Source organism: Bradyrhizobium sp. SHOUNA76 (assembly GCF_023006445.1).
Taxonomy (GTDB): Bacteria; Pseudomonadota; Alphaproteobacteria; order Rhizobiales; family Xanthobacteraceae; genus Bradyrhizobium.
This window is the reverse complement of record NZ_JALBHA010000047.1, coordinates 1-23925: the sequence shown is the minus strand read 5'-3', so window position 1 is coordinate 23925 and position 23925 is coordinate 1. Positions and strand designations below refer to the sequence as shown.

At 63.7% G+C, this 23925-nt stretch carries 23 protein-coding genes; 8 read left to right on the top strand and 15 right to left on the bottom strand.

Annotated features, from left to right (window positions below):
• From MOV74_RS09105 to MOV74_RS09075, 7 genes are all read right to left on the bottom strand, one after another.
• Positions 1-940, bottom strand: a 940-nt coding sequence (locus MOV74_RS09105; RefSeq protein ID WP_246920382.1) for a sugar ABC transporter ATP-binding protein, incomplete at its 3' end; no start/stop codon positions are given.
• Positions 941-1054: 114 nt separating this feature from the next.
• Positions 1055-2020 carry a galactofuranose ABC transporter, galactofuranose-binding protein YtfQ gene (ytfQ, locus tag MOV74_RS09100; protein ID WP_246920371.1) on the bottom strand — a complete coding sequence of 322 codons (966 nt, stop codon included), beginning with the start codon at positions 2018-2020 and terminating at the stop codon, positions 1055-1057.
• Between the two features lie 473 nt (positions 2021-2493).
• On the bottom strand, positions 2494-3666 hold the full coding sequence (locus MOV74_RS09095; RefSeq protein ID WP_246920369.1) for a fumarylacetoacetate hydrolase family protein: 1173 nt from the start codon (positions 3664-3666) through the stop codon (positions 2494-2496).
• Positions 3667-3798: 132 nt separating this feature from the next.
• Positions 3799-4776, bottom strand: a complete 978-nt coding sequence (locus MOV74_RS09090) for a HEAT repeat domain-containing protein (protein ID WP_246920366.1) — start codon at positions 4774-4776, stop codon at positions 3799-3801.
• Between the two features lie 2 nt (positions 4777-4778).
• Positions 4779-5012, bottom strand: coding sequence for a ferredoxin family protein (locus tag MOV74_RS09085; protein WP_007593252.1), 234 nt, complete (start codon positions 5010-5012; stop codon positions 4779-4781).
• A gap of 27 nt (positions 5013-5039) precedes the next feature.
• A complete protein-coding gene (locus tag MOV74_RS09080; protein ID WP_246920363.1) occupies positions 5040-6782 on the bottom strand; it encodes a fumarate reductase/succinate dehydrogenase flavoprotein subunit in 1743 nt (580 codons plus the stop codon).
• A 103-nt stretch (positions 6783-6885) separates the two neighbouring features.
• Entirely contained in the window at positions 6886-7659 is a 774-nt protein-coding gene (locus MOV74_RS09075) for a ferredoxin--NADP reductase (protein ID WP_246920361.1), read from the bottom strand.
• Positions 7660-7874: 215 nt separating this feature from the next.
• Here MOV74_RS09075 and MOV74_RS09070 point away from each other — a divergent pair, with 215 nt between their 5' ends.
• From MOV74_RS09070 to MOV74_RS09050, 5 genes are all read left to right on the top strand, one after another.
• Positions 7875-8171 (top strand): gamma-butyrobetaine hydroxylase-like domain-containing protein, encoded by a 297-nt coding sequence (locus MOV74_RS09070; protein WP_246920379.1) that lies wholly within the window; start codon positions 7875-7877, stop codon positions 8169-8171.
• A 183-nt stretch (positions 8172-8354) separates the two neighbouring features.
• Positions 8355-9131: a Crp/Fnr family transcriptional regulator gene (locus MOV74_RS09065; RefSeq protein WP_246920357.1), complete on the top strand. Its 777-nt coding sequence runs from the start codon at positions 8355-8357 to the stop codon at positions 9129-9131.
• Positions 9132-9312: 181 nt separating this feature from the next.
• The gene (locus tag MOV74_RS09060) at positions 9313-10734 is read left to right on the top strand and encodes an ABC transporter substrate-binding protein (protein WP_246920352.1); all 1422 of its coding nucleotides are present in this window, start codon (positions 9313-9315) and stop codon (positions 10732-10734) included.
• Positions 10731-11642, top strand: a complete 912-nt coding sequence (locus tag MOV74_RS09055; RefSeq protein ID WP_246920349.1) for an ABC transporter permease — start codon at positions 10731-10733, stop codon at positions 11640-11642. Before MOV74_RS09060 ends, MOV74_RS09055 begins: the two co-directional genes overlap by 4 nt.
• Complete coding sequence (locus MOV74_RS09050; protein ID WP_246920345.1) at positions 11639-12511, top strand: ABC transporter ATP-binding protein; 873 nt, start codon at positions 11639-11641, stop codon at positions 12509-12511. Before MOV74_RS09055 ends, MOV74_RS09050 begins: the two co-directional genes overlap by 4 nt.
• Positions 12512-12652: 141 nt before the next feature.
• On the opposite strand, the gene MOV74_RS09045 is transcribed toward MOV74_RS09050, so the two are convergent.
• The 7 genes from MOV74_RS09045 to MOV74_RS09015 form a co-directional block, all read right to left on the bottom strand.
• Positions 12653-13708, bottom strand: a complete 1056-nt coding sequence (locus MOV74_RS09045; protein WP_246920342.1) for a YeiH family protein — start codon at positions 13706-13708, stop codon at positions 12653-12655.
• 121 nt (positions 13709-13829) lie between these two features.
• Positions 13830-14048, bottom strand: a complete 219-nt coding sequence (locus MOV74_RS09040) for a hypothetical protein (protein ID WP_246920339.1) — start codon at positions 14046-14048, stop codon at positions 13830-13832.
• Between the two features lie 166 nt (positions 14049-14214).
• Positions 14215-14928: an ABC transporter ATP-binding protein gene (locus MOV74_RS09035; RefSeq protein ID WP_246920336.1), complete on the bottom strand. Its 714-nt coding sequence runs from the start codon at positions 14926-14928 to the stop codon at positions 14215-14217.
• Positions 14925-15680, bottom strand: a complete 756-nt coding sequence (locus MOV74_RS09030) for an ABC transporter ATP-binding protein (RefSeq protein WP_246920332.1) — start codon at positions 15678-15680, stop codon at positions 14925-14927. Before MOV74_RS09030 ends, MOV74_RS09035 begins: the two co-directional genes overlap by 4 nt.
• 2 nt (positions 15681-15682) lie before the next feature.
• Positions 15683-16702, bottom strand: coding sequence for a branched-chain amino acid ABC transporter permease (locus MOV74_RS09025; protein WP_246920330.1), 1020 nt, complete (start codon positions 16700-16702; stop codon positions 15683-15685).
• A complete protein-coding gene (locus MOV74_RS09020; RefSeq protein WP_246920327.1) occupies positions 16699-17601 on the bottom strand; it encodes a branched-chain amino acid ABC transporter permease in 903 nt (300 codons plus the stop codon). The genes MOV74_RS09025 and MOV74_RS09020 overlap by 4 nt, the downstream gene beginning before the upstream one ends.
• A gap of 90 nt (positions 17602-17691) precedes the next feature.
• Positions 17692-18951 carry an ABC transporter substrate-binding protein gene (locus MOV74_RS09015; RefSeq protein WP_246920324.1) on the bottom strand — a complete coding sequence of 420 codons (1260 nt, stop codon included), beginning with the start codon at positions 18949-18951 and terminating at the stop codon, positions 17692-17694.
• A gap of 173 nt (positions 18952-19124) precedes the next feature.
• Here MOV74_RS09015 and MOV74_RS09010 point away from each other — a divergent pair, with 173 nt between their 5' ends.
• Genes MOV74_RS09010 through MOV74_RS09000 form a run of 3 tightly spaced genes read left to right on the top strand, consistent with a single transcriptional unit; the run spans position 19125 to position 23169 of the window.
• The gene (locus MOV74_RS09010) at positions 19125-20618 is read left to right on the top strand and encodes an AMP-binding protein (RefSeq protein ID WP_246920321.1); all 1494 of its coding nucleotides are present in this window, start codon (positions 19125-19127) and stop codon (positions 20616-20618) included.
• A complete protein-coding gene (locus MOV74_RS09005; protein ID WP_246920318.1) occupies positions 20615-21262 on the top strand; it encodes a TetR/AcrR family transcriptional regulator in 648 nt (215 codons plus the stop codon). The genes MOV74_RS09010 and MOV74_RS09005 overlap by 4 nt, the downstream gene beginning before the upstream one ends.
• Positions 21259-23169 (top strand): NAD(P)/FAD-dependent oxidoreductase, encoded by a 1911-nt coding sequence (locus tag MOV74_RS09000; protein ID WP_246920315.1) that lies wholly within the window; start codon positions 21259-21261, stop codon positions 23167-23169. Before MOV74_RS09005 ends, MOV74_RS09000 begins: the two co-directional genes overlap by 4 nt.
• Before the next feature lie 142 nt (positions 23170-23311).
• On the opposite strand, the gene MOV74_RS08995 is transcribed toward MOV74_RS09000, so the two are convergent.
• On the bottom strand, positions 23312-23925 hold a 614-nt coding region (locus MOV74_RS08995; RefSeq protein WP_246920312.1), incomplete at its 5' end, for an alanine dehydrogenase.

The window sequence follows — 23925 nt, the reverse complement described above, 5'->3', positions numbered from 1 at the left end:
GCTCGGCGCCAAACACCAGCCGCGCCGTCTCGGTGCGGCCCGAGCCGAGCAGGCCGGCGAGACCGACGACCTCGCCATGACGCAGCTCCAGATTGAACGGCGCGACATAGCCAGCCTTGCCGTAATTCTCGAAGCTGGCGCAGACCTCGCGTGCCCGGTGCTCGCCTGCCGAGGCTCGTGCACTGGTGGTCTCCGCCAACTCCCGGCCGAGCATCATCCGGATCAGCTCGAGCCGCGGCAGCGAGGCGGTCTCGCGCTCGCCGACCAGGCGGCCGTTGCGCAGCACCGTAATTCGGTCGGATATCTCGTAGACCTGATCGAGGAAGTGGCTGACGAAGACGATGCCGATACCGCGATTAGCGAGCTGGCGCATGATCCCGAACAGGATCTCGACCTCGTGGCGGTCGAGGCTCGCGGTCGGCTCGTCGAGGATCAGCACGCGGGCCGAGAGATCGACCGCGCGGGCAATCGCGGTGACGTGCTGAATGGCGACGGAATAGCTGCCGAGCGGCGCGGCGACGTCGATATTCAGGCCGAAATCCGCCAGCAGCGCTTTGGCGCGGCGGCGCATTTCACCTTCGCGCACGATGCCGAAGCGCATCGGCTGGCGGTCGAGGAAGAGGTTTTGCGCCACCGAAAGATTCGGCAGCAAATTGACCTCCTGGTAGACGGTGGCGATGCCCGCTGCCACCGCCGCCTTGGCCGAGCGCGGCGCGATCTCGTCGCCACCGAGCCTGACGATGCCGGCATCGCGCGGAAACACGCCCGTGATCACCTTGATCAGCGTGGACTTGCCGGCGCCGTTCTCGCCGAGCAACGCATGGATCTCGCCGGCACGTAGCGTGAAGTCGACCTCCTGCAACGCGCGCACAGCGCCGAAGCTCTTGCTGATCCCGCGCACCTCCAGCAGAGGCGGAGCAGGATCGGGGCTGTTCTCCATGGCGACGTCACTCCCACCGGCGCCCGCCGACATTGCGGACACCCAGCCTATTCCTTCGCACAGCGGCTTCGAAGATGGTGCCGGACCGCAAAGCGCGGTCCGGCGAAGCCCGCCTCAGTAACCGAGGCCCTTCTTGCTGTCGTAGATCTTCTGCGGATCGTCGGCGGCAGTATAGAGCTTGGACTCGGTCTGGATCCATTTCGGCGGAACCGTCCCCTTGTCCTTGAAGGCCGCGACGACATCGAGCGCGGGGCCTGCCATGTTCGGCGTCAGCTCGACCGTCGCATTGGCTTCGCCGGCGACCATCGCCTTGAAGATATCAGGAACCGCGTCGATCGAGACGGTGAGGACGTCCTTGCCGGGCTTGAGACCGGCCTCTTTCATCGCCTGGATCGCGCCGACCATCATGTCGTCGTTGTGTGCATAGACCGCGCAGATGTTCTTGCCGCCGCCTTCGGCCTTGATGAAGCTTTCCATCACCTCCTTGCCCTTGGCGCGGGTGAAGTCGCCGGTCTGGCTGCGCACCACCTTCAGGTTCGCATGCTTGGCAATCGCGGTGTCAAACCCCTTCTTGCGGTTGGTGGCGACGCTGGCGCCGACCGTGCCTTGCAGCTCGACGATGTTGCAGGCTTTGGCTCCGACCGTCTTGGCGAGCCAGTCGCCGGCAACCTCGCCTTCATGCACGCTGTCGGAGGTGACGGCGGTGAGATAGAGTTCCTTGCCGGAGGGATCGATGTCACGATCGAGCAGCACGACCGGGATCTTGGCCTCCTTGGCCTCCTTCAGCACCGAGTCCCAGCCAGTCGAGACGACGGGCGCGAGGAAGATTGCATCGACGTTCTGCGCGATGAAGGAACGGATCGCCTTGATCTGGTTCTCCTGCTTCTGCTGCGCATCGGCGATCTTGAGATTGACCTTTCGCTTGGCAGCCTCCTGCTTGGAGACCGAGGTCTCGGCCGCGCGCCAGCCGGATTCTGATCCGATCTGCGAAAAGCCGATGGTGAGCTGGCCGGCATTGGCCGGCAGCGCGAGCAACAACGCGGCCGTGGCACTGGCCGCAAAGAGGGCTTTGAGGGTCATCAGGCGTGTCTCCCAAGAAATCATCTTGTGTTATCTCGGGCGCTGATCGGTATCATGGCACCCGCAGGCCAACCCCTTTAAGGCGGCGGAGGCACTATTTCACGGAAGTCCGGTTCCGACTAGTCATATTATTTTACTATTGGGAGGAAAACGCGCGAAGGCGCGGCGCGCAGCTTTATGACACGCTCAGCGCGATTTAGTTCCAGCGATGCAACGTGGAGATGACGTAAATTAGGATGACTGCCCGAGCAAAAGTGCGCTCCTCGCCTCGTTCTTACGGGGACAGGGTCGGGGTGAGGGCCCCACCCCAATCACGGTGAACGACAGATTCGCAATCTCTTCTCCGCGTCATTGCGAGCAATGACGGTGTGGCGGGAGCTTTGCGTCTATCAAGCAAGTCGACGCGTGGAGAATCCTCTCACCCGACACGCTTCGCGTGTCGGCCTCTCCCGCAAGCGGGGAGAGGCGAAGAGCTAGACCAGCTTCCGCTGCGCCAGGTTCTTCATCAGCGCACCGATGCCGAAGGTCCAGAGCTCGCACTCGTCGCTGGTGCGCATGCGGTTGACGAGCTTGCCGAGCTGAGGCGCTGCGATGGTGACGATATCGTCGCGCTTGTGGGTGAACCCCTGCCCCGGCGCGTCGCGATCCTTGACCGGCGCGAACATCGTGCCGAGGAACAGCACGAAGCCGTCAGGGTATTGATGGATCTTGCCGATCGTCTGTGCGACGAGGTCAGTCGGATCGCGGCTGATCTTGCTGATCGAGGAATGGCCGTCGAGAACGAAGCCGTCCGCCCCCTTCACGTTCAGGCTGATGTCGAGTTTTCGCGCGTCATCGAGTGTGAAGCTGTCGTCGAACAAGCGCAGCAGCGGGCCAATCGCGCAGGAGGCGTTGTTGTCCTTGGCCTTCGACAGCAGCAGCGCCGAACGGCCCTCGAAGTCGCGCAGATTGACGTCGTTGCCGAGGGCACCGCCGACGATCTTGCCGCGGCTCGACACGAACAACACGAGCTCTGGCTCGGGATTGTTCCAGGTCGATTTCGGATGCAGCCCGGCATCCATGCCGGTGCCGACCGAAGACAAGGTCGGCGCCTTGGTGAAGACCTCTGCATCCGGACCGATGCCGACTTCGAGATACTGACTCCAGGCGTTCTGGTCGATCAGCACCTGCTTCAGGTGCATGGCCTGGTCCGAGCCGGGCTTGAGCTTGGAGAGATCGTCGCCGATCAGCCGCGTCACCTCTTTCCGGATCGCGTCGGCCGAGGCTGGATTGCCTTTTGCCCGTTCCTCGATCACGCGCTCCAGCATGGAGATGGCGAAGGTGACACCCGCAGCCTTCAGCGTCTGGAGATCGACGGGCGCGAGCAGCCACGGCTTCTTCGAGTCGCGCCCGTCGGGCGCCGTGTTGGCGACGATCGCCTCGAGATCGCCGATGCGCTCGCCCTTGGTCGCCGCAAGCGCCTTGGCCGGATTGTCCTCTTCGCAGAGCGCGCTGATGGTCGGAAATTTTGCGGTCACGTCGAACACGCCCTCGCCGCGCACGGCGACCACCGCGGGACCATTCACCTGCGGCAGCCAGACACGGCCGGCCAGCGTTCCCCTTGTGCCATCCTCGGGGAGAAGGTCTTTAACCGTCAATGTGGTCATGGCTGGGGTCCTCGCTGCTTTTCGGACCGGCCACATTGAACGATGGCCGATCATATTGGCGAAGACCAATAAACGTCTGGCTCCGGATGTCCAGAGCAGCGGCGAAGGGCCGCTATGTCCCTGCCCGCGCCTTTATGCGCCTGCGCGCGCTTTGCGCGCTGCGATCTGCTGCAGTGCCCAGCGGGCATTCTTGCGCACGTCGGGATCGCCGTCGTCGGCAATGACCGCCAGGAACGCCTCGCCGTCGGGATGCGCGATCTCGCCGAGCGCCGCGGCCGCCTCTTTCCTCAGGTTCGCCTGGTCGTGGGTGATGCAATTGCCGATCGGCCGCACCGCGCGCTCGATCTTCATCCGCCCGAGGCTGCGAATGGACTTCAGCCGGACCTGCCAGTACTCGTCGGCAAGGCAGGCGACGAGCTGGTCGGCGGCGAGCGCCCCGTTCACGTTGAGGCCCAACGTTTCCGCCGCCATCTCGCGGACCATCCAGTCGCTGTCCTTTAGCGCACGCGTGATCGTTTCGGCCGCCGGCTTCATCTGCGAGAAAGCCAGCGCGCTCACGGCAGCGCGACGCACATGCGCGTCTGGATCGCTGATCAACGCGGTCAGCGCGGGAATCGATTCCTCCAGCTTCAGGAAGCCGATCACGCCGATCGCCTGCACGCGCACGGCGGCGTCTGAATCCTGAAGCGCCTCCAATGCCGGCTTCAGCGTATCCTTGCGACGCAGCTCCTTGAGCGCGCGCAACGCGCCCATTCGGACGAAGGCGTGGGTATGCCTGACCAGCGGCAGGATCACATCGGCGCAGGCGGGATCCTTGAACTCGGCCATGCTGTCGGCTGCGGCCGCCGCCACGATCCTTTCGGGATCGACTAGCAGCTTCACCAGCGCACTTGCCGCCTCCGGCCCGTCGAACTCGCCCAGAGCCATCGAGACCTGCTGGCGCACGCCGGCGTCGGGATCGGCTACCATGTTCGCGAGATGCGCAACTGCGGCGGGATCGCCGGAATGGCCGAGTGCGATGATGGCGACGCGACGCTCCGCGGGGTCGGCGGCTTGAAGCCGCTCGTCGGCGTCTTCGAGATCGTCGTAGGATTCGAACGGGCTCGACATGATCACCTCAACAGATAGGGAATGTTGACGGTAACGGCGCCGGTCGGACAATCCGCTTCGCAAGGCATGCAGTACCAGCACTCGTCATAGGCCATGTAGGCCTTGTTGGTCATGTCGCTGATGCGGAGCACGTCGAGCGGGCAGACGTCGACGCACACGGTGCAGCCCTTGTCCGCGATGCATTTGGCATCGTCGACGACCACCGGAACCGATGTCTGATAGGAAGCGAGGGGCATCGTTGTCTCCTGTTGTTTCGCGATGCGTCAGGCGGTGGCGCGGATGCGCTGCTTGTCGTAGAGGTCCTTCTCGTCGTCCGCGATCGGGACGACATAGGGTTCGACGGCGCGTTTCTCGCTGGTCATCTTGCCGTTCTGCTTGCTCAGCAGGGTGTGACAGAACCAGTTTTCGTTATCCTTCTCCGGGAAGTCCGTGCGCCAGTGATAAAGGCCCCAGCGGCTCTCCTCGCGGTAGAGCGAGGCGTGCGCAGCCATGTCGGCGCAGTCCATGATCGACTGCACTTCGAGCGCGCGGAGCAGTTCATGCGCGTTGCGCGCGATCATGCGCTCCTGCATGTCCTCCCTCGCTTCCGCGAGGCGGCGCATGCCGAGCTCGTATTTGCGCGTGACCTTTGGCGGCTGGAGATAGTCGTTGACGAGGCGGCGGGTCTTGTACTCGACCTGGTTGGGCGGAATGCCGTCCTCGCGCCTCGTTGGCGCCATCACGCGGTCGCGCTCCATCGCGACATCCGCTGCGTCGAATTCCGCAAAGTCGTGGCTGTCAGCGAATTCCATGGCGTCGATGCCGGCGACCGCGCCGTTGGTGAAGGCGCCGAGCATATAGTTGTGGGGCACGCTCGCCATGTCGCCGGCGGCATAGAGACCGGGCACGGTGGTGCGCGCATTGTCGTCCACGAACACGCCGGAGGCACTGTGGCCGGAGCAGAAGCCGATCTCGGAGATGTGCATCTCGATCGAGTCGTTGCGATAGTCGACGCCGCGCCCCTGCTGGAACAGGCCGCGCGTGGGACGCTCGACCTTGTGCAGCGTGGATTCGATCTCCGAGATGGTGTCGGGATGGAGATGCTTGAGCTGGAGGAACACCGGTCCCTTGCCGGACAGAAGCTCGTTGTAGAACTCCAGCATCATCTGGCCCGACCAATAGTCGCATTCGATGAAGCGCGATCCTTCGTTGTTGGCGGTGAAGGCACCGAACGGACCGGCGACATAGGCGCAGGCCGGGCCGTTATAGTCCTTGATCAGCGGGTTGATCTGGTAGCATTCGAGGTTCGCGAGCGCCGCGCCCGCGTGATAGGCCATGGCATAGCCGTCGCCGGAATTGGCGGCGTTCTCGTAGGTGCCGAACATGTAGCCGGAGGTCGGAAGACCCAGGCGGCCGGCGGCGCCCATGCAAAGGATCACGGCCTTGGCCTTGATCACCAGCATCTCGGCAGTGCGGGTGTTGACGCTGACCGCGCCGGCGATGCGACCGTCGGCGGACTTGAGCAGCCGCGTCGCCATGTAACGGTTGGAGATCAGGATGCGGGCGCGGCGGAGCTGGCGGTACAGCGCCTTCTTCACGGTCTCGCCGTTCGGCATCGGCAGCACGTAGGTGCCGATGTGGTGCACCTTCTTGACGGCGTAGTCGCCGTTCTCGTTCTTCAGGAACCGGATTCCGAAACTGTCGAGCTCCTCGATAATACTGTAGCAGTTCTGCGCGTATTTATAGACCGCCTTCTGGTCGACGATGCCGTCGTTGGCGATGGTGATTTCCTTGGTGTACTGCTCCGGCGTGGCATAGCCGGGGATCACGGCGTTGTTCAGGCCGTCCATGCCCATCGAGATTGCGCCGGAGCGCTTGACGTTGGCCTTTTCGAGCAGGACGACGTTGGCCTTCGGATTCTTCAGCTTCGCCTTCAGCGCCGCCATCGGGCCGGCGGTGCCGCCGCCGATCACCAGCACATCGCAGGAAACCTCCGAAAGTCCGTCGACGATCTGATCTAGTGCCATCGCTTGCTCCTGGTTCGCCGATAGCCGGCGCCTTTGCATCAGATTTGTTCAGGGGGCTTCCCGGCGATAGCAATTAGTTGTCGCCGCGATGCGATTTGGCGCCTCAGCGCTCGACGAAGGCCTTCTCGATCACGAAATGGCCGGGCTGGCTGTGATTGCCCTCGACAAAGCCGCGCGCGGAGAACATCGCGGGCAGTTCCTCGAGCATCGCCGGGCTGCCGCACAGCATGATGCGATCGGTCTCGATATCGAGGCCGGACAGGCCGATGTCGTCGAACATCTGGTTGGAAGCGATCAGATCGGTGATGCGGCCACGATTCCTGAAGGGCTCGCGGGTCACGGTCGGGTAGTAGACGAGCTTGTCGCGGATCAGCGGTCCGAAGAATTCGTGATTGCGCAGGCCATCGACGACGTGCTCGCCATATGCCAGTTCCGAAACCTGGCGGCAGCCATGGGCGAGCACGATGGTCTCGTAATTTTCGTAGACGTCAGGGTCCTTGATCAGGCTGGCGAAGGGCGCAAGTCCCGTTCCGGTAGAGAGCAGCAACAGGCGTTTTCCCGGAATGAGATTACCGGTGATCAGCGTACCCGTCGCCTTGCGGCCGACCAGGATGATGTCGCCCTCCCTGATCTTCTGCAGGCGCGAGGTCAGCGGGCCGTCCTGCACCTTGATCGAGAAAAATTCGAGCGCCTCCTCGTGATTGGCGCTGGCCATGCTATAGGCCCGCATCAACGGCTTGCCTTCGACCTCGAGCCCGATCATCGCGAACTGGCCATTCTGGAAGCGGAACCCGGGATCACGCGTGGCAGTGAAGCTGAACAGGGATTCGGTCCAGTGCCTGACCGACAGAACCGTTTCCTTCTGAAATGCGCTCATGGTCTCTCCTTGGCCATCGATGGCGCCCAAGGTTTCGGAGAGAGGAGAGACCGGCAATTCGGAAGTGAGATTTCCGGTCGATTAGTTTCACATTTCGCAGACAATGATTGAAGCGAGGGCAGACGGCCGCCGTCACATGCATCCGCGCCGGCAATTAGTTGCTATTCATGCTGTCCCGCGCCGACGTAGAAAAGAGCCGGAGGTTCGTCATGAGCATGACCCTGGTGGCACCGACCGTGGCCGACTATGAAGCAAGCGCCGATCTCGCCGCGCTCCTCGTCCGCACGACACAGGACGATGCACTCAGCGTCCCCGCCGAAACACTCCGCCTCTCCTGCAAATGCGCCCACTGCACCCGCGCCCGTTTCGACGGCCGCTTCCCGGAAGCGTTTCCGGGGATCGCGATCACCGAGATCGGTGATCTCGGCTACGGGCTGAACATCGCGTTTTCGGACGGGCATGACCGCGGGATTTATCCGAAGCCGTATCTGCTGAGCCTGGCGGGGCGGTAAACCGCGCTCACACACAGCTCGTCATTCCCGGGGCGCCCGAAGGCGAGCCCGGAATCCATAACCCCCGTTCGTGGTTATGGATTCCGGGCCTGCGCGCTCTGCGCGCATCCCGGAATGACGCAGAGCGGTCATCTGGCACGGACATTGCTCCTCTTTAGAACGATTTGAACGTTCCGGAGGCAGATGATGTTGCAGGCGGCGAATGTGGTTCGCGGGACTGTTCCCGCAGCAGTCCGGCCTACCGGCAGTTCCTCGCTGCTCCTCACCGAGAACCAGCAATGGATCGGCGGACCGCCGCCGCTGATGGACAAGCTCTCGCCGCGGGAACGGGAGCTGGTGCTGAAGCAGGGCCGCCGAAAGGTGCTCAACCGCGGCCAGACTCTGTTCAGCCAGGGCGGCAAACATGACGGTATTTGGCTGATCGAGAGCGGCCGGATCCGGGTCTTCTACACCTCTCCGCTCGGGCGCGAGATCACGCTGGCCTATTGGCATGTCGGCAATTTCGTCGGTGGGCCCGAAGTGTTCGAAGGCACCGTGCATCAATGGTCCGGCGTCGCATCCAGCAATTGCAGCGTGGTGCACCTGCCCGGGAAGGAGCTGCGCATCCTTGCCGCCGAGATTCCTAACCTTGCGATCGGCCTGATCGAAGGCCTGACCTTCAAGGGCAAATGCTATTCAGCGCTGGCCCAGATGCTGGGAACGCGCTCGATCACGCAGCGCCTCGCGCATCTCTTGCTACATCTCGTCGAGCTCTACGGCGTCGAGGACGCCGACGGGCGCGTGATCGCCGCCGCCTTCACCCATGCCGACATCGCCCACATGGTCGGGGCCACACGGCAATGGGTCACGATCAGCCTGAAGCGCATGCAGGAGAAGGGAATCGTGCTGACCAAGCGGTCGCAGATCGTGGTCTGCCGGACCGATGTGCTGGAGGAGATGCGTGGACACGCATCTGACTAGCCGAATGTGCGACCCGCACCGGTGCACAGGCAAGCGGCTTTATAGTGCAGGACTGCCCAAGGAGTATGCAATCAGCTTTTCCCGGCAACTAATCGACTGCGGCGGTCATTCCGGATTTGCCCTGTCCGGGCCCTCACCCAATCATGGCAACCACAGCACATCCAACTGAATGAGGATGAGAATGGTCCGCCATCTTCCCACGCTCTCGATCGCGATGTCGGTGACGTCGCTGGCGCTTCTGATCGCGCAGCCGGCCTCCGCGGAAACCGTCACGCTCGGCATCGGAACGCAGGACACCACGACCAACACCGTGACTGCCGGCGTCGTCATCCGCCAGCTGCGCCTCCTCGAAAAATACCTGCCGAAGGATGGCAAATACGCCAACATCAAGTTCGAGCTGGAGTGGCAGAACTTCACCTCAGGTCCGCCCGTCACCAATGCGATGATGGCGAACAAGCTGCAGATCGGCATGATGGGCGACTACCCGCTGATCGTGAACGGCTTCACCTTCGAGAGCAATCCGGAGAGCAAGAGCCGGCTGATCGGCATCGCCGCCTACAGCCTGTCCGGCTCCGGCAACGGCCTCGTCGTTCACAAGGATTCGCCCTACTACGATCTCGCCGATCTCAAGGGCAAGCTGGTCAGCGTGCCCTTCGGCTCCGCCGCCCATGGCATGGTGCTGAAGGCGATGCAGGACCGCGGCTACACCTCCGATTTCTTCCAGCTCGTCAGCCAGAGCCCCGAGGTCGGCTCGACCAACCTGCAGGAGAAGAAGATCGACGCGCATGCCGACTTCGTCCCTTTCGCCGAACTCCTGCCCTTCCGCGGCTTCGCGCGAAAGATCTTTGACGGCGTCGAGACTAACTTGCCGACCTTTCACGGCATCGTGGTCCGCACCGATTTCGCGGAGAAATATCCGGAAGTCGTCGTCGCCTATTTCAAGGCGGTGATCGCCGCCAACCAGTGGCTGCGCGACGATCCCAAGCTCGCCGCCGAGAAAATCCAGGAGTGGACCGGCATCAACAAGGAAGTGGTCTACATCTTCCTGGGGCCCAGCGGCAACATGACCACTGATCCCACGATCAAGCCCGCTCTGATCGATGCCGCCACGGCCGACGTCAAGGTATTGCAGAACCTCGGTCGCATGAAGGAATTCGATCCGAAGAAATGGGTCGACGACAGCTACATCCGCAAGGCCTATGCCGAGATGAACCTCGACTACGACGCCCAGCTTGCGAGCACCAAGAACTACGAGATCTCCGGCGAGGATGCCTTCTGCAAGAAGCCGATCGCCGATCCGCGCAAGGCCGGGGAGGTCTGGGTCGACGATGCCGGCATCATGCCTTTCTCGTCCGCCGCGTGCACCCTCGGTGCGTACGCCGACTACAAGGCCAAGGGCAAGAAGATCAACGTCGCCTATGTCTTCGACACCACGCGCGGCATCAAACTGTTCGCCGACCAGGCCTTCTTCGCCATCGGCAATGGCGACGTCGCCCCGTTCCTGCTCAAGAAGGACGCCGAAGCCTACGCCGCCAAAGTCAGCGGCAAGGTGCTCGGCTTCGAGGACGCGGTGAAGGCCGCCGTCGGCGGAGGCAAGACGTGAGCAGTCCCGCCCTCGTCCGACATCCCGAGGACAGCATGCCGGCAACAGCCATTGCAGAGGCGGGCCCTGCGCCCGCCGTCACCACCCCGCCCACGACGCCGCCTTCCTTCGGCGCACTCGCGCTACGCTGGTACCGGCTCCATCGGGCAGGCCTGCGCGCGACCGCGATCGGCGTGATTTCGCTGCTCGCCTTCCTGCTGGTCTGGCACCTGCTCACGACCTATCGCGTCGTGTTCTTCGTGCGCTTCACCAACGTGCCGTCGCCGCTCGCCGTCTATGCCAGCTTCACCAAGGCGATCCACGATCCCAAATTCCTGATGCACATCGTGCTGAGCTGCCGGCGCATCTTCATCGGATTCTCGCTCGCTGCGATCGTCGGCGTGCCGCTCGGCCTGATCATGGGCCGCTTCAAGCTGGTGCACGAGGTGATCTTCCCGGTGGCGGAGGTGCTGCGGCCGATTCCGGCGATCGCCTGGGTGCCGATGGCGATCATGCTGTGGCCGACCAACGAGCAGAGCATCGTCTACATCACCTTCCTCGGCTCGTTCTTCCCGATCCTCGTCAACACGCTGCATGGCATGTCGCTGGTCGATCCCGTGCTGGTGCGCGCCGCGCAATGTCTCGGCGCGCGGGAACGCTCGATCTTCCGCGAGGTGTATTTTCCGGCATCGCTGCCGCACATCTTCACCGGCCTCACCGTCGGCATGGGTGTCGCCTGGGTGTCACTGATCGCGGCCGAGATGATCTCCGGGCAGTACGGCATCGGCTATTTCACCTGGGAAGCCTATTCGCTGGTCCAGTATGCCGACATCGCGCTCGGCATGATCGCGATCGGCGTGCTCGGCCTGGGGTCGAGCCTGCTGATCAGAGGCGCGGGACAATTGGTGATGCCGTGGAGATCGTCATGAGCGAGATGATTGCGAGTCCCCCGAAGGGCCATATCGAGGTCAAGAACTTCTCCCTCGCCTACGAGACTATCGAGGGAGCGGTGCAGGCCGTAAGCGACACGCAGATCCATGTGAAGCCCGGCGAATTCGTCTCGATCGTCGGGCCGTCCGGCTGCGGAAAGTCGACCCTGCTCAATGCGGTCGCCGGCTTCCTCAAGCCGACCACGGGAATCGTAACTGTCGACGGCGAGCGCGTGAACGGCCCCAGCGCCGAACGCGGCATGGTGTTCCAGCAATATTCGCTGTTTCCCTGGAAGACGGTGCGGGAGAACGTCGAGTTCGGCCTGAAGATGCGCGGCATGCCGCGCTCCCAGCGTGAACGCGCCGCGCGCACGCTGCTCGGGCTCGCGGGTCTCGAGGCGTTCGAGAAGCACTATCCGGAAAGGCTCTCCGGCGGCATGAAGCAGCGCGTCGGCATCGTCCGCGCGCTCGCGACCGGACCGAAAGTGCTGCTGCTGGACGAGCCGTTCGGTGCGCTCGATGCGCAGACGCGCGTCATCATGCAGCAGATCCTCACCAACATGTGGCAGCGGCTGAAGATCTCGGTGCTGTTCGTCACCCACGACATCGACGAGGCGATCTTCCTCTCCGATCGCGTCTACTGCATGACCGCGCGTCCCGGCTCGATCAAGGCGGAGATCCCGATTCCCCTGGAGCGGCCGCGGCAGCAATCGATGATGATGTCGTCGGAATTCCTGGCGCTGCGCCGCGGACTGATGTCGCTGATCCGCGAGGAAAGCCTGAAGGCGATGGGCGGCGAGATCAACGACATGGGCATGCAGGGGCTGGGCATCGAGCTGAACGGCCATTCGCTGGCAGATGTGATCTGATTTACCTTGCCCCGCTGACGGCGATGACGGTCTCGTAGGGTGGGCAAAGCGAAGCGTGCCCACCAACTTGGTCGCACGCTGAACTGGAAGTTGGGCACGGCGCTTCGCGCCTTTGCCCACCCTACGGCAGTCTTGTTCTGTTCACTTGAACCACTGCACCAGCGCGATGCTGATCCCCAGCAGCAGCAGCAGCGACAGCGTGACCGCGGCCGTCACCCGGCCTCCGACATTGGCGAGCACGCGCACGTCGACGCCGAGGCCGAGCGCGGCCATAGACACCACCGTGAGAAAGCCGGTGATCTTCGTCACCGGCCCGACCACCGTGGCCGGCACGATCTCCAATGACCGCAGAGTCGCGAGCGCGAGGAAGCCGAGGATGAACCAGGGGACCAGGCGGAAGAAGCCGACATTGGTCTTCTTGGCGTCGCTCTGCCAGCGTGAGGCGACGAGGGACAGGCCGACGACGACCGGCCCCAGCATCAGGACGCGCATCAGCTTGACCAGCGTGCCGATCTGCGTCGAGACGAGCCCCGCCGGGACCGTCGCGGCCAGCACCTGCGGCACGGCGTAGACGGTCAGGCCTGCGAGGATGCCATATTGCGTGGCGGACAATTGCAACAGCGGGATCAGCAGCGGCAGGCCCAGCACCATCATCACGCCGAGGATCGCAGTAAAGGAGATCGAGGATGCGATCTCGTCATTGTTGGCGCCGATGATCGGCGCCACGGCGGCGATTGCGGAATTGCCGCAGATCGAGTTGCCGCAGGCGATCAGGATCGACAGTCGGGTCGACAGGCCCAGCAGACGGCTGAGGCCGAAGGAGACGCAGAGCGCGATCACGACGACGGCGGCGATCGATGCCAGCAGCGCGATCCCCGAGGCTGCGATGGCGGCGAAGCTGATCGAGGCTCCCAGCAGCATGACGGCGACTTCGAGGAGCTGCTTGGCGCTGAAAGCAATCCCGGCCTGCCAGCGTGGCGCGGGCTTCCAGAAGCTGCGGAGCACCATGCCGAGCAGGATCGCCATCACCAGCGCCTCGACATAGGGATGCTCGAAAACGCCCAATTCGGCCCGCTCCAGCAGGGCCGAGACTCCGGCGACGGCTATACAGAGGAGAATTCCGGGAATCAGCGCGACGACGCGGCTAATGGCAGTCGGCTTGGAATCGGCCTGGCTGGATGCTTGATTCTGCGACACAAATCTCTCCCCGAGGAGAAGGATTTATACGCAGCGGCGTCCGATTGGGGAATAAGTTTTCGGCATATCAGGGCCGAGGGAAGTCGTCTCCTCAGCCCGGAATAAACCGTCCAGGCGAGCCTTAGAAGATCAGGCTCTTGGCGAGCGAGGCCACCCGACTGAAGCCGTCATAGATGCCCGGCTCGAAGAAGGCCGCACGGGCGAGCACGATGCCCGCGACCAGCGACCAGAACAGCGTGGTGCCGGCCCGCAGCAGGAGCTTCGACGCGCGCGATTTCGGCTGGACGTCCGTTGCGGACACCAGCTGCTCGCCGAAGGGTTCAAATCCAGTGCGTTCCATGACCGTAGCCAATCCATCAAATTCTGATGGGAATGTCGTCGTTTCGGGCCCAAACGGCAATGGAAGCGATTGGCGTTTTTGCCCTCCGGAGGGGAAAGTCCTTCCGGCGGATACCCCCAGGACAATGGTTTTCTTCTTCCGGCCTATTTGGACACCGGCGCCCGGGCTACAGGGCCAGATAACGCCGCCGGATGGCATCATTGGCCTTCAGCTCGTCGATTCCGGCGGCGTAGACGATCTGGCCCTTGTCGATGACCGTGGCGTGGCTCGCAAGGCCGAGGCAGAAATGCATGTTCTGCTCGGCGATCAGCACGGTCGATCCGATGCTCCGGAGTTGCCGCAACAGCTCGCCGATCCGCTGCACGATGATCGGCGCGAGTCCCTCACTCGGCTCGTCCAGCAGTAGCAGCGCAGGATTACCCATCAGCGTTCTCGCGATCGCTAGCATCTGTTGCTCGCCGCCCGACAGACGCCCGGCAATGCGATGACGCAGCGGCTCAAGAAGCGGAAAGACGTCATAGATGCGCTTGATCGGCCATTCGTCCTGGCCCTCGGGCCCCTTCTTCTTCCCGATGACGAGGTTGTCCTCGACCGTATGCTCCGGAAAGATCTGGCGATCCTCCGGAACGAAGCCGAGGCCGGCGCGGGCAATGGTGTGCGGCTTCAGGCCGGAGATCAACGCGCCGCGCAGGCTGACCCTGCCCCGGCGCGGCGGCGCCAGCCCCATGATTGCCTTCATGGTCGTCGACTTGCCGGCGCCATTGCGGCCGAGCAGCGCCATGGTCTCGCCCTGCCGCACCGAGAGGCCGACGCCGAACAGGATCTGGCTGGTGCCGTAGTAGACGTCGAGATCCGCGACGTCGATGACGGGAGCGCTCATGCGGCCGCTCCCGCATGTTCGGTGCCGAGATAGGCCTCGATCACGGCGCTGTCGTTGCGGATCTCGTCGGGCGTGCCCGTCGCCAGGATGCGGCCATAGCAAAGCACGATAATCTTGGGCGCGATCTTGAACACGATGTCCATGTCGTGCTCGATGAAGACGACAGTAATCTTTTGCGTCTCCCAGAGCTCGCGCACCTTGTCGATCATGCGCCAGCGCTCTTCGGGGCCCATGCCGGCGGTGGGTTCGTCCAGCAGCAACACCTTGGGCTCGAGCACCAGAGCCAAAGCGATGTCGAGCAGCTTCTGGTCGCCGTGCGAGAGCGTCGCAGCCGTGCGGTGGCGCTTTCCGGCGAGGCCCAGCAGCTCCATCACGTGCTCGGCGCGGTCCCGCGACTCCGGCAACGGAAAGCGCTTGTGCAGCACCGCGGACGTACGCTGGTCCGCGCTGACGGCGGCGAGCATGGTCTCTTCCACCGTCAGCGACTTGAAGATGCTGGCGACCTGGAAAGCGCGGCCGATGCCGTGGCGGACGATTTCCGGTGGCGAGCGGCCGGCGAGATCGACGCCGTCGAGCAGCACCTCTCCGGAATCCGGCCTCAAGGCGCCAGTGATCAGGTTGAAGAAGGTGCTCTTGCCCGCGCCGTTCGGGCCGATCACCGCGGTCAGCGAGCCGTCGGGGAAGTCGAGCGAGACGTCGTTGGTCGCCTTCACGCCGCCAAAGGACTTTGCGAGGTTGCGGATCTCCAGCATCGCTAGCGCCCCTCGCCCGCATCGCGACGGCGCGAAAACCATTCGGCGACGAAATCGAGCAGGCCCTTGCGCAGACCCAGCGCGAAGAAGAGGATGACCACACCGAGCACGATGCCGTGATACTCGGTGAACCGCGTCACGGTGTCGTTGAGCAGCAAGAGCAGCACGGTGCCGACCATCGGGCCCAGGAAGGTCGAGACGCCGCCGAGCATGTTGATGAAGATGCCCTCGCCCGAGATCGTCCAATAGGCAAATTCCGGATAAGCGCCTGATACGAACAGCGCCATCACCATGCCGCCCATGGACGCGAACAGCGCCGCCAGCACGAACACGGTAAGCTTGGCGCGCCAGACGTCGATGCCGAGGAAGCTCGCCCGCGCCGCATTGTCGCGGATCATGCGCAAGGTGTAGCCGAACGGCGATTGCGCGATCTGCCGCATCGCGAGCAGGCCGAGGATCAGAAGCGCGCAGCTCGTGACATAGAGATGGACGTGGTTGGAGAGATCGATGCCGAGGAACGCTGGCCTTGGAATGCCGCCACGCAGGCCCTGGTCGCCGCCGGTGAAGGAGGCCCAGGACAGGATGGTCGAGTGGATCAGCATCTGGAAGGCGAGCGTGACGAAGGCGAAATAGATCTCCTTCAGCCGCACGCAGATCGCGCCGATGACGGCCGCGATGAGCGCCGTGATCGCCAGCGTCGCGGCGAATGCAACCGGAATGGGCACAGCGAGCTTCTGCATGATCAGGCCGAAGCTGTAGGCGCCAAGGCCGAAGAACATGCCATGTCCGAACGAGGTCAGGCCGGTGTAGCCGACCAGCAGATTGAGTGAGGTCGCGAACAGGCCATAAGCCGAGCAGCGGATGACGAAATCGAGCAGCGCCTTGCTGCCCGTGAACAGCGGCAGACTCGCCAGCACCGCGAAGGCGATCAGCGCGATCAGCACGTCGCGATAGCGTTGCAGCACCATACCATTGCGCACCGGCGCCAATTGCTCGGCGCGCCCGGCCTCCAGCTCGGTCATGCCGCCTCCTTGCCAAACAGGCCGGTGGGCTTTGAGACCAGCACGATCACCATGAAGAGGTACATCAGGCCTTCCGTGAACAGGGGAAACCCGAGCGAGCCGAACGACCTGATGAGACCAAGCAACAGCGCGCCGATCAGCGCGCCCAGGATCGAGCCCATGCCGCCGATCACGGTCACGATGAAGGACTCGATCAGCACCGAGAATCCCATGCCGGGCGTCAGCGAGCGCACGGGTGCCGCAAGCGCGCCGGCGAGACCCGCCAGCATGCCGCCGAGCGCGAACACGCCGCCATAGATCAGGCCGGTGTTGATGCCGAGCGCGGAGACCATGCCGGGATTATGTGCGGCGGCGCGGATCACCTTGCCGATGCGGCTGCGCGACAATCCGATGCCGAGCACGATCGCCGCCACCAGCGCGATGCCGATCAGCAGCAGATAATAAGGCGGCACCACGCCCCCGGCGATGAACAGCGGCATCACCTGGAACGCCGCCGGCATGCCCATCGACCTGAATTCGGGCCCCCAGATGATGCGCACGACGTCGTCGAAGATCAGCACGAAGGCGTAGCAGACGAGGAGCTGCATCAACACGTCCGCGCCATAGACGCGGCTCATGAAGACGCGTTCGAAAATCAGGCCGAGAATTGCGGTGCCGGCCGCGCCCGCCAGCATCGCCAGCGCAAAGCTTCCCGTGAGCTGATAGGCCGTCATCGCGAAATAGGCGCCGAACATGTAGAAGGCGCCGTGGCTGAAATTGACCACCTTGAGCACGCCGAAAATCAGCGTCAGCCCAACCGCGACCAGGAACAGGAGCATGCCGATGATGAGGCCGCTGGTAGTCTGCGTCACCAGACAGGCGGAGCTGGAGAGGCAGCCGGCAAGCGCATCGAGATCCACGGGAGCACTTTCATTGCAGCGCGCCCGACACGGCGCGAGAAGCCAGACGAAGCCGGCGGAGACGGTCGCCCGCCTCCGCCATGCGCGCGATCAGGCATAGCCCTTGCTCTTCTTCCACTCGGCCTCGAGCTCGAAGATGGTCTTCCAGTCGCCGGCCTTGACCTCGGGAACATACGGCTCCTGCGGGATCGTGGTGCCCCAGCCAATGGCGTAGCCGACCAGCGTGTGGTCGTCGCCGCGCATGGTCACGGTTCCGTCGGCGCCGAACGGGCACTTGATGGTGAGGCCCTTCAGCACCTCCGCGATCTTCTTGCCGTCGGCCGAGTTTGCCTTCTTCGCAGCTTCCGCCATCAGCATGATTGCGGTGGCGTTCTCCCAGGACCAGTTGGTCGGATATTCATTGTACTTCGCCTTGTAGGCATCGCCCCAGGCGGCATTCTCCGGCGTCGCCGGGAAGGTCTTGATGTAGCGGTTGCCGGAGTGGATGCCCTTGGGCAGGTTCTTCACCACGGTGAGAGCGGTGTAATCGGCCATGTTGACCGCGAACACCTCCATCTGGCCGAACATAGCGTAGATGTTGGCCTGGTCGATATAGGAGGTGAGATCGCCGCCCCACAGGCAGGAATACAGCGCCTGCGGTTTGGCCTGCAGGATCTTGGTGACCACTTCGGTGTAGTCGGGCTGGAACAGCTTCGGCCAGGACTCGCTGATGATCTCGACCTCGGGCGCAAACCGCTTCAGGTACAGCGTGAACTCGCCAGTGGTGTCGCGGCCATAGGCATAGTCGGGCGAACAGGTCGCCCATTTCTTCAAGCCCTTCGCCTTGGCGATCGCGGCGGCATAGCTGCCGCCGACGATGGAATCGTGTACGCCCTGCCGCGCGGTACGGAACGCGTTGGGGATGCGCTGCTTGGGATCCGCGGTCAACGCCGAGGTCTCTGAATTGGTGTGGATGCAGAACACGCCGAGATCGCGCGCGACCTCGTGCACCGCGAAGGCGCCGGAGGAGGCTTCGGCGTCGATCATCAGCTCGCAGCCGTCGGTGTTGACGAGCTCGCGCGCGACGCGGGCGGCTTCCTGCGGCTGGCCCTTGGAGTCTCGGATCACCATCTCGATCTGCCGGCCGGCGAGACCGCCGGCGGCGTTGACCTTCTCGACTTCGAGCATCACCGCATTGCGTGAGGACGTACCGAGCTGCGCGACGCGGCCCGACAGAATCGTCGGCATGCCGATCTTGATGGTTTTGGCTTGCGCGCGCGCCACCCACGGCGCTGCGAACGTCATCGCACCGGCGCCCATCAGCGCCAGTGTTGAACGGCGGCTGATGCCCGGCGTGCGGGTTCTCGTCATTTTTCCCTCCCTCTTTCGGGTCGGCGTTTCCTGATCCCTGCCGGAGATCGTCTCGTCTCCGTGTTTCCAAGGATTTCAGAGGGTGGGGGGTGACGTCAAGCTGAAGATGAATTACGAGTCAGAATTCATCCCAGGGAGGAAGTGAGGCCGACTAGCGGCCCAAAACCCGCAAAATGATCAATCTTTCGAGCTTCATCGCCTTTCATGCCCGCCGCACGCCGGACCGGCCCGCGCTGAAATATCGCGGCAAGGAGATTTCCTACGCGGCATTCGATGTGCGGGTCCGAACCGCGGCAGGCTGGCTCGCCGCGCAAGGCATCGGCGCCGGCGACGTCGTCGCCGTGCTGATGAAGAACAGCGCGGCCTTCCTGGAGCTTGTCTTCGCCACCAGCCATCTCGGCGCGGTGTTCCTTCCGATCAACTTCCGCCTCTCGCGCGACGAGGTCGGCTACATCGCCGGCAATGCCGGCGCGCGGCTTCTGATCGTCGATGAGGAATTGGCCGAGAACGCAGCGGGCGCAGGCATTGTCGTGCTCGACGAGACTGCGCAGCAGAGCATCACGCATCTCGCGGGCGATACGCCGCCCGCGCCCATGCATGTCCGCGCGCCATCCGACCTGATGCGGCTGATGTACACCTCGGGCACGACGGACCGCCCCAAGGGCGTGATGCTCACTTACGATAATTTCTATTGGAAGTCGGCGGATCAAACGATCGCGCTCGGCATCAGTGCCGAGACGCGGCTGCTCGTGGTCGGTCCGCTCTATCACGTCGGCGCACTCGATCTGCCCGGAATCGCCGTGCTCTGGCATGGCGGCTTCATTCGCATCGAGCGCAATTTCGAGCCGGAGACGGCGCTCAGCGCCATCGCAGAAGACAAGCTCAACGCCGCGTGGTTCGCGCCTGTCATGACCACCGCGATGCTGACCTGCCCGAGGCGCGACCGTTACGACGTCTCCAGCCTGCAATGGGCGATCGGCGGCGGCGAGAAGACGCCGGAGATGCGCATCCGCGCCTTCTCCGAATGTTTCCGAAACGCACGCTATATCGATGCCTATGGCCTCACCGAGACCGTTGGCGGCGACACCTTCATGGAGGCCGGCCGCGAGATCGAGAAGATCGGCTCGACCGGGCGCGCCATCGCCCATGTCGAGATCGAGATCCGCGATGAGGACGGCAAGGCGCTGCCTCCCAACGTCAACGGCGAGATCTGCCTGCGCGGTCCCAAGATCACGCGCGGCTATTGGAACGACCCGCAGAAGACGGCATCGGCCTTCTTCGGCGACTGGTTTCGCAGCGGCGACGTCGGCTATCTCGACGAGGAAGGCTTCCTGTACCTGACCGACCGCAAGAAGGACATGATCATCTCCGGCGGCGAGAACATCGCCTCCTCCGAGGTCGAGCGCGTCATCTATGAATTGCCCGAGGTGCGCGAAGTCGCGGTGATCGGCCTCCGGGACGCACGCTGGGGCGAACGGCCGGTCGCCATCGTCGTCTTGGCGGAAGGCGCCGCGCTGGAGCTGCCTGCTCTCACCGAGCACTGCCGGGCGCGCCTCGCAAGCTTCAAGGTGCCGAAGGAGCTGATCCTCCGCGACAGCCTCCCGCGTAACCCATCCGGAAAAATTCTCAAGCGCGTGCTGCGCGCTGAACTGGAGACCGTGGCATGAATCAAGGGCCAGCCACCGCGAAGGTCACGAAGCTCAACCGCGTCGAGCGCAACGCCTGGACCAAGCAGAAGATCTTCGAGGCCGCCACCAAGGTCGTCGGCAAGCATGGCTATGCCGAGGCCTCCGTCGCCCGCATCACGGAACAGGCCGGCGTGGCGCAAGGCACCTTCTACAATCATTTCGAGAACCGCCAGGAACTGCTCGACCAGCTGCTGCCCAAGATCGGTCTCGACATGGTCGAGTTCATCCGCGCCCGCACCGGCACCGCGGATGCGGCGCGGCAGGAAATCGAGCGCTTCGCCGCCTTCTTCGACTTCATCGGCGAGGTGCCGGAATTCTTGCGCATCCTCAACGAAGCCGAGTTCTTCGCCCCCATCGGCTATCAGAAGCATCTCGACAACATCGCGACCGCTTATGTCCGCATCTTGCGCCGCGCGCGCCTTGCCGGCGCCATCGAGGACTTTAGCGACGAGGAGTTCGAGGCCATCGTCCACATGCTGATGGGTGCGCGCGGCTATCTCAGTCGCCGCTATTCCTATTCGGCAGGCGGCGTCACCGCCGTGCCCGACCACGTCATCTCCGCCTATCGCAAGCTGATGACGCGCGGCCTCTTCAATCCGTCCGGGGACCAGGACACGCCATGAATATCGAATCTCCGCACAAGCCGCTCGACCTTGCCTCGGCCATCGCAGAAGGCGACATCCGCTGTCTCCTGATGGTGCTGGTGCACATGACCGGCGACGCGAAATGGCTCGCGCCGCCATACTTGCCCAAGCGCGATATCCGCCTCATCCCCGATCCCGAGGCCGGTATGCCCCGGGACATCCAGGATGAGATCCGCGCCGCGGTGGTCAAGCTCTTCGCCGATGGTACGCCGAAGCCTGTCATCGCCGATCCCGGCGAAGAGCTGCTGCTGAAGATGATGCGCGCCTGCCTTGGCGAGAGCGTCGCGCCGGAATATGCCCCGCTGATGCGCGAGGAGATGGGCTTTGTGGCGCGCCACGCGCGCTGGACCAAGCGTCCTTCCGACGAAAAGCTTGGCGACCAGCATGTGCTGATCGTCGGCGCCGGCGTCTGCGCCATCGCGCTCGGCGTCGCGCTCAGCCAGCTCGGCATCCCCTACACCATCGTCGAGAAGAACGCCGAGCTTGGCGGCACCTGGTGGATCAACCGCTATCCCGGCTGCGGCGTCGACACGCCGAACCACTCCTATTCCTACTCGTTCGGCTCGGGCAATGCATGGACCCGTTATTTCTGCCAGCGCGAGGAGCTGCTCGGCTATCTCCAGAAGGTCGCCGACGAATACGGCATTCGCAAGCATCTGCGCGTCGACACCGAGCTGACCGCGTCGCGCTGGGACGAAGGCAAGCGGCGCTGGATATCCACGCTGAAAACGAAGGACGGCGAAGAGACCTTCGAATCCACCGCGCTGGTCTCGGCCATCGGCCAGCTCAACGATCCCTCCCGCGCCCGTTTCAAGGGCGAGGAGGACTTCACGGGAACGATCCTGCATTCGGCACTGTGGTCCGACGACATCAAGCTCGACGGCAAGCATGTCGCCGTGATCGGCACCGGCGCGACATCGATGCAGCTGGTGCCGTCGATCGCTGGACGCGTGGCCTCGGTCACGGTCTATCAGCGCAGCGCGCAATGGGCGCGGCCGGTGAAGGGCTATGCCGATCCGATCAGCGAGGGCGCGCGGTGGCTGCTGGCGCATCTGCCGTTCTATGTGCAGTGGTACCGCTTCAACATGTTCTGGCGCTACGGCGACGGCCTGCTGCCTTTCCTACGCAAGGACCCGGCCTGGCCGCATCCGGAGCGCGCCGTCAACAAAGGCAACGACCGGCATCGCCAGGAGCTGACCGATTTCATCCTGTCCGAGTTGAAGGACCGGCCCGATCTGATCGACAAATGCGTGCCGACCTATCCGCCCTACGGCAAGCGCATCCTGCTCGACAACAACTGGTTCAAGACCTTGAGGCGGGACAATGTCGAGCTCGTCACCGAGGCGATCGATCATTTCGACCAGGATGGCCTCGTCACCGCCGACGGCAAGCACCGCCCCGCCGATATCATCGTGGTCGCGACCGGCTTCAAGGTGACGGAAATGGCGGCCCGCCTCAACATCAGCGGCCGCGACGGCCAGGATTTACGCCAGGCCTGGAGCAACGACAATCCGACGGCGTTCCTCGGACTCACCGTGCCGGGCTTCCCAAATTTCTTCTGCATGCTCGGCCCCAACTCCGGCCCCGCCCATGGCGGCAGCGTCATCTTCCAGTCGGAATGCCAAAGCCGCTACATCTCAGCGTGTCTTGCCGACATGATAGAGCACGACGTCGCCGCCATCGACGTCCGCCAGGATGTGCTCGACGACTACGTCCGCAAGGTCGATGCCGAACACGAGGCGATGATCTGGACCCATCCGGGGATGAGCACATATTATCGCAACAGCAGCGGCCGGGTGTTCTCGGCGATGCCCTGGCGCTTCGTCGACTACTGGGGCATGACGCACGATCCGGATTTGCGGCAGTACAGGCTGACGAAGGCGTGAATTCTCAGCACTGACTCGGGCCGACGCATTAGTTACGCTGGTTCCACAGCGTCATTGCGAGCGTAGCGAAGCAATCCAGAGTCTTTCCGCGGAGAGATTCTGGATTGCTTCGCTACGCTCGCAATGACGGAGGTTGCGGCCTCTACGCCGCCAGCCCACTCTCCACCGGCGCGAACTCCAACCCCAGACTTTCCGCCACCGCCTTGTTGGTAATCCGGCCGCGATGCACGTTCAGCCCGTTGCGCAAGTGAGGATTTTCCAGCACCGCGGCAAAGCCTTTGTTCGCCAGCATCAGGCCGAACGGCAGCGTCGCGTTGTTCAGCGCCTGGCTGGACGTCACCGGCACGGCGCCCGGCATATTGGCGACGCAGTAATGCACGACGCCATCCACCTCATAGGTCGGATCAGTGTGCGTGGTCGGATGCGAGGTCTCGAAGCAGCCGCCCTGGTCGATCGCGACGTCAACCAGCACGGCGCCGGGCCGCATCGATGTCAGCATCGCGCGCGTGACCAGCTTCGGTGCGCTTGCGCCCGGCACCAACACCGCGCCGATCACGACGTCGGCGGCGAACACCTCCTCCTCGACCGCCTCGATCGTCGAAAAGCGGGTGCGCACGCGTCCGACAAAGAGATCGTCCAGCTGGCGTAGACGAGGAATCGAGCGATCGATCACCGTGACTTCGGCACCGAGCCCTGCGGCCATGCGTGCCGCCTGCGTTCCCACGACCCCGCCGCCGAGCACGACGACCCGCGCCG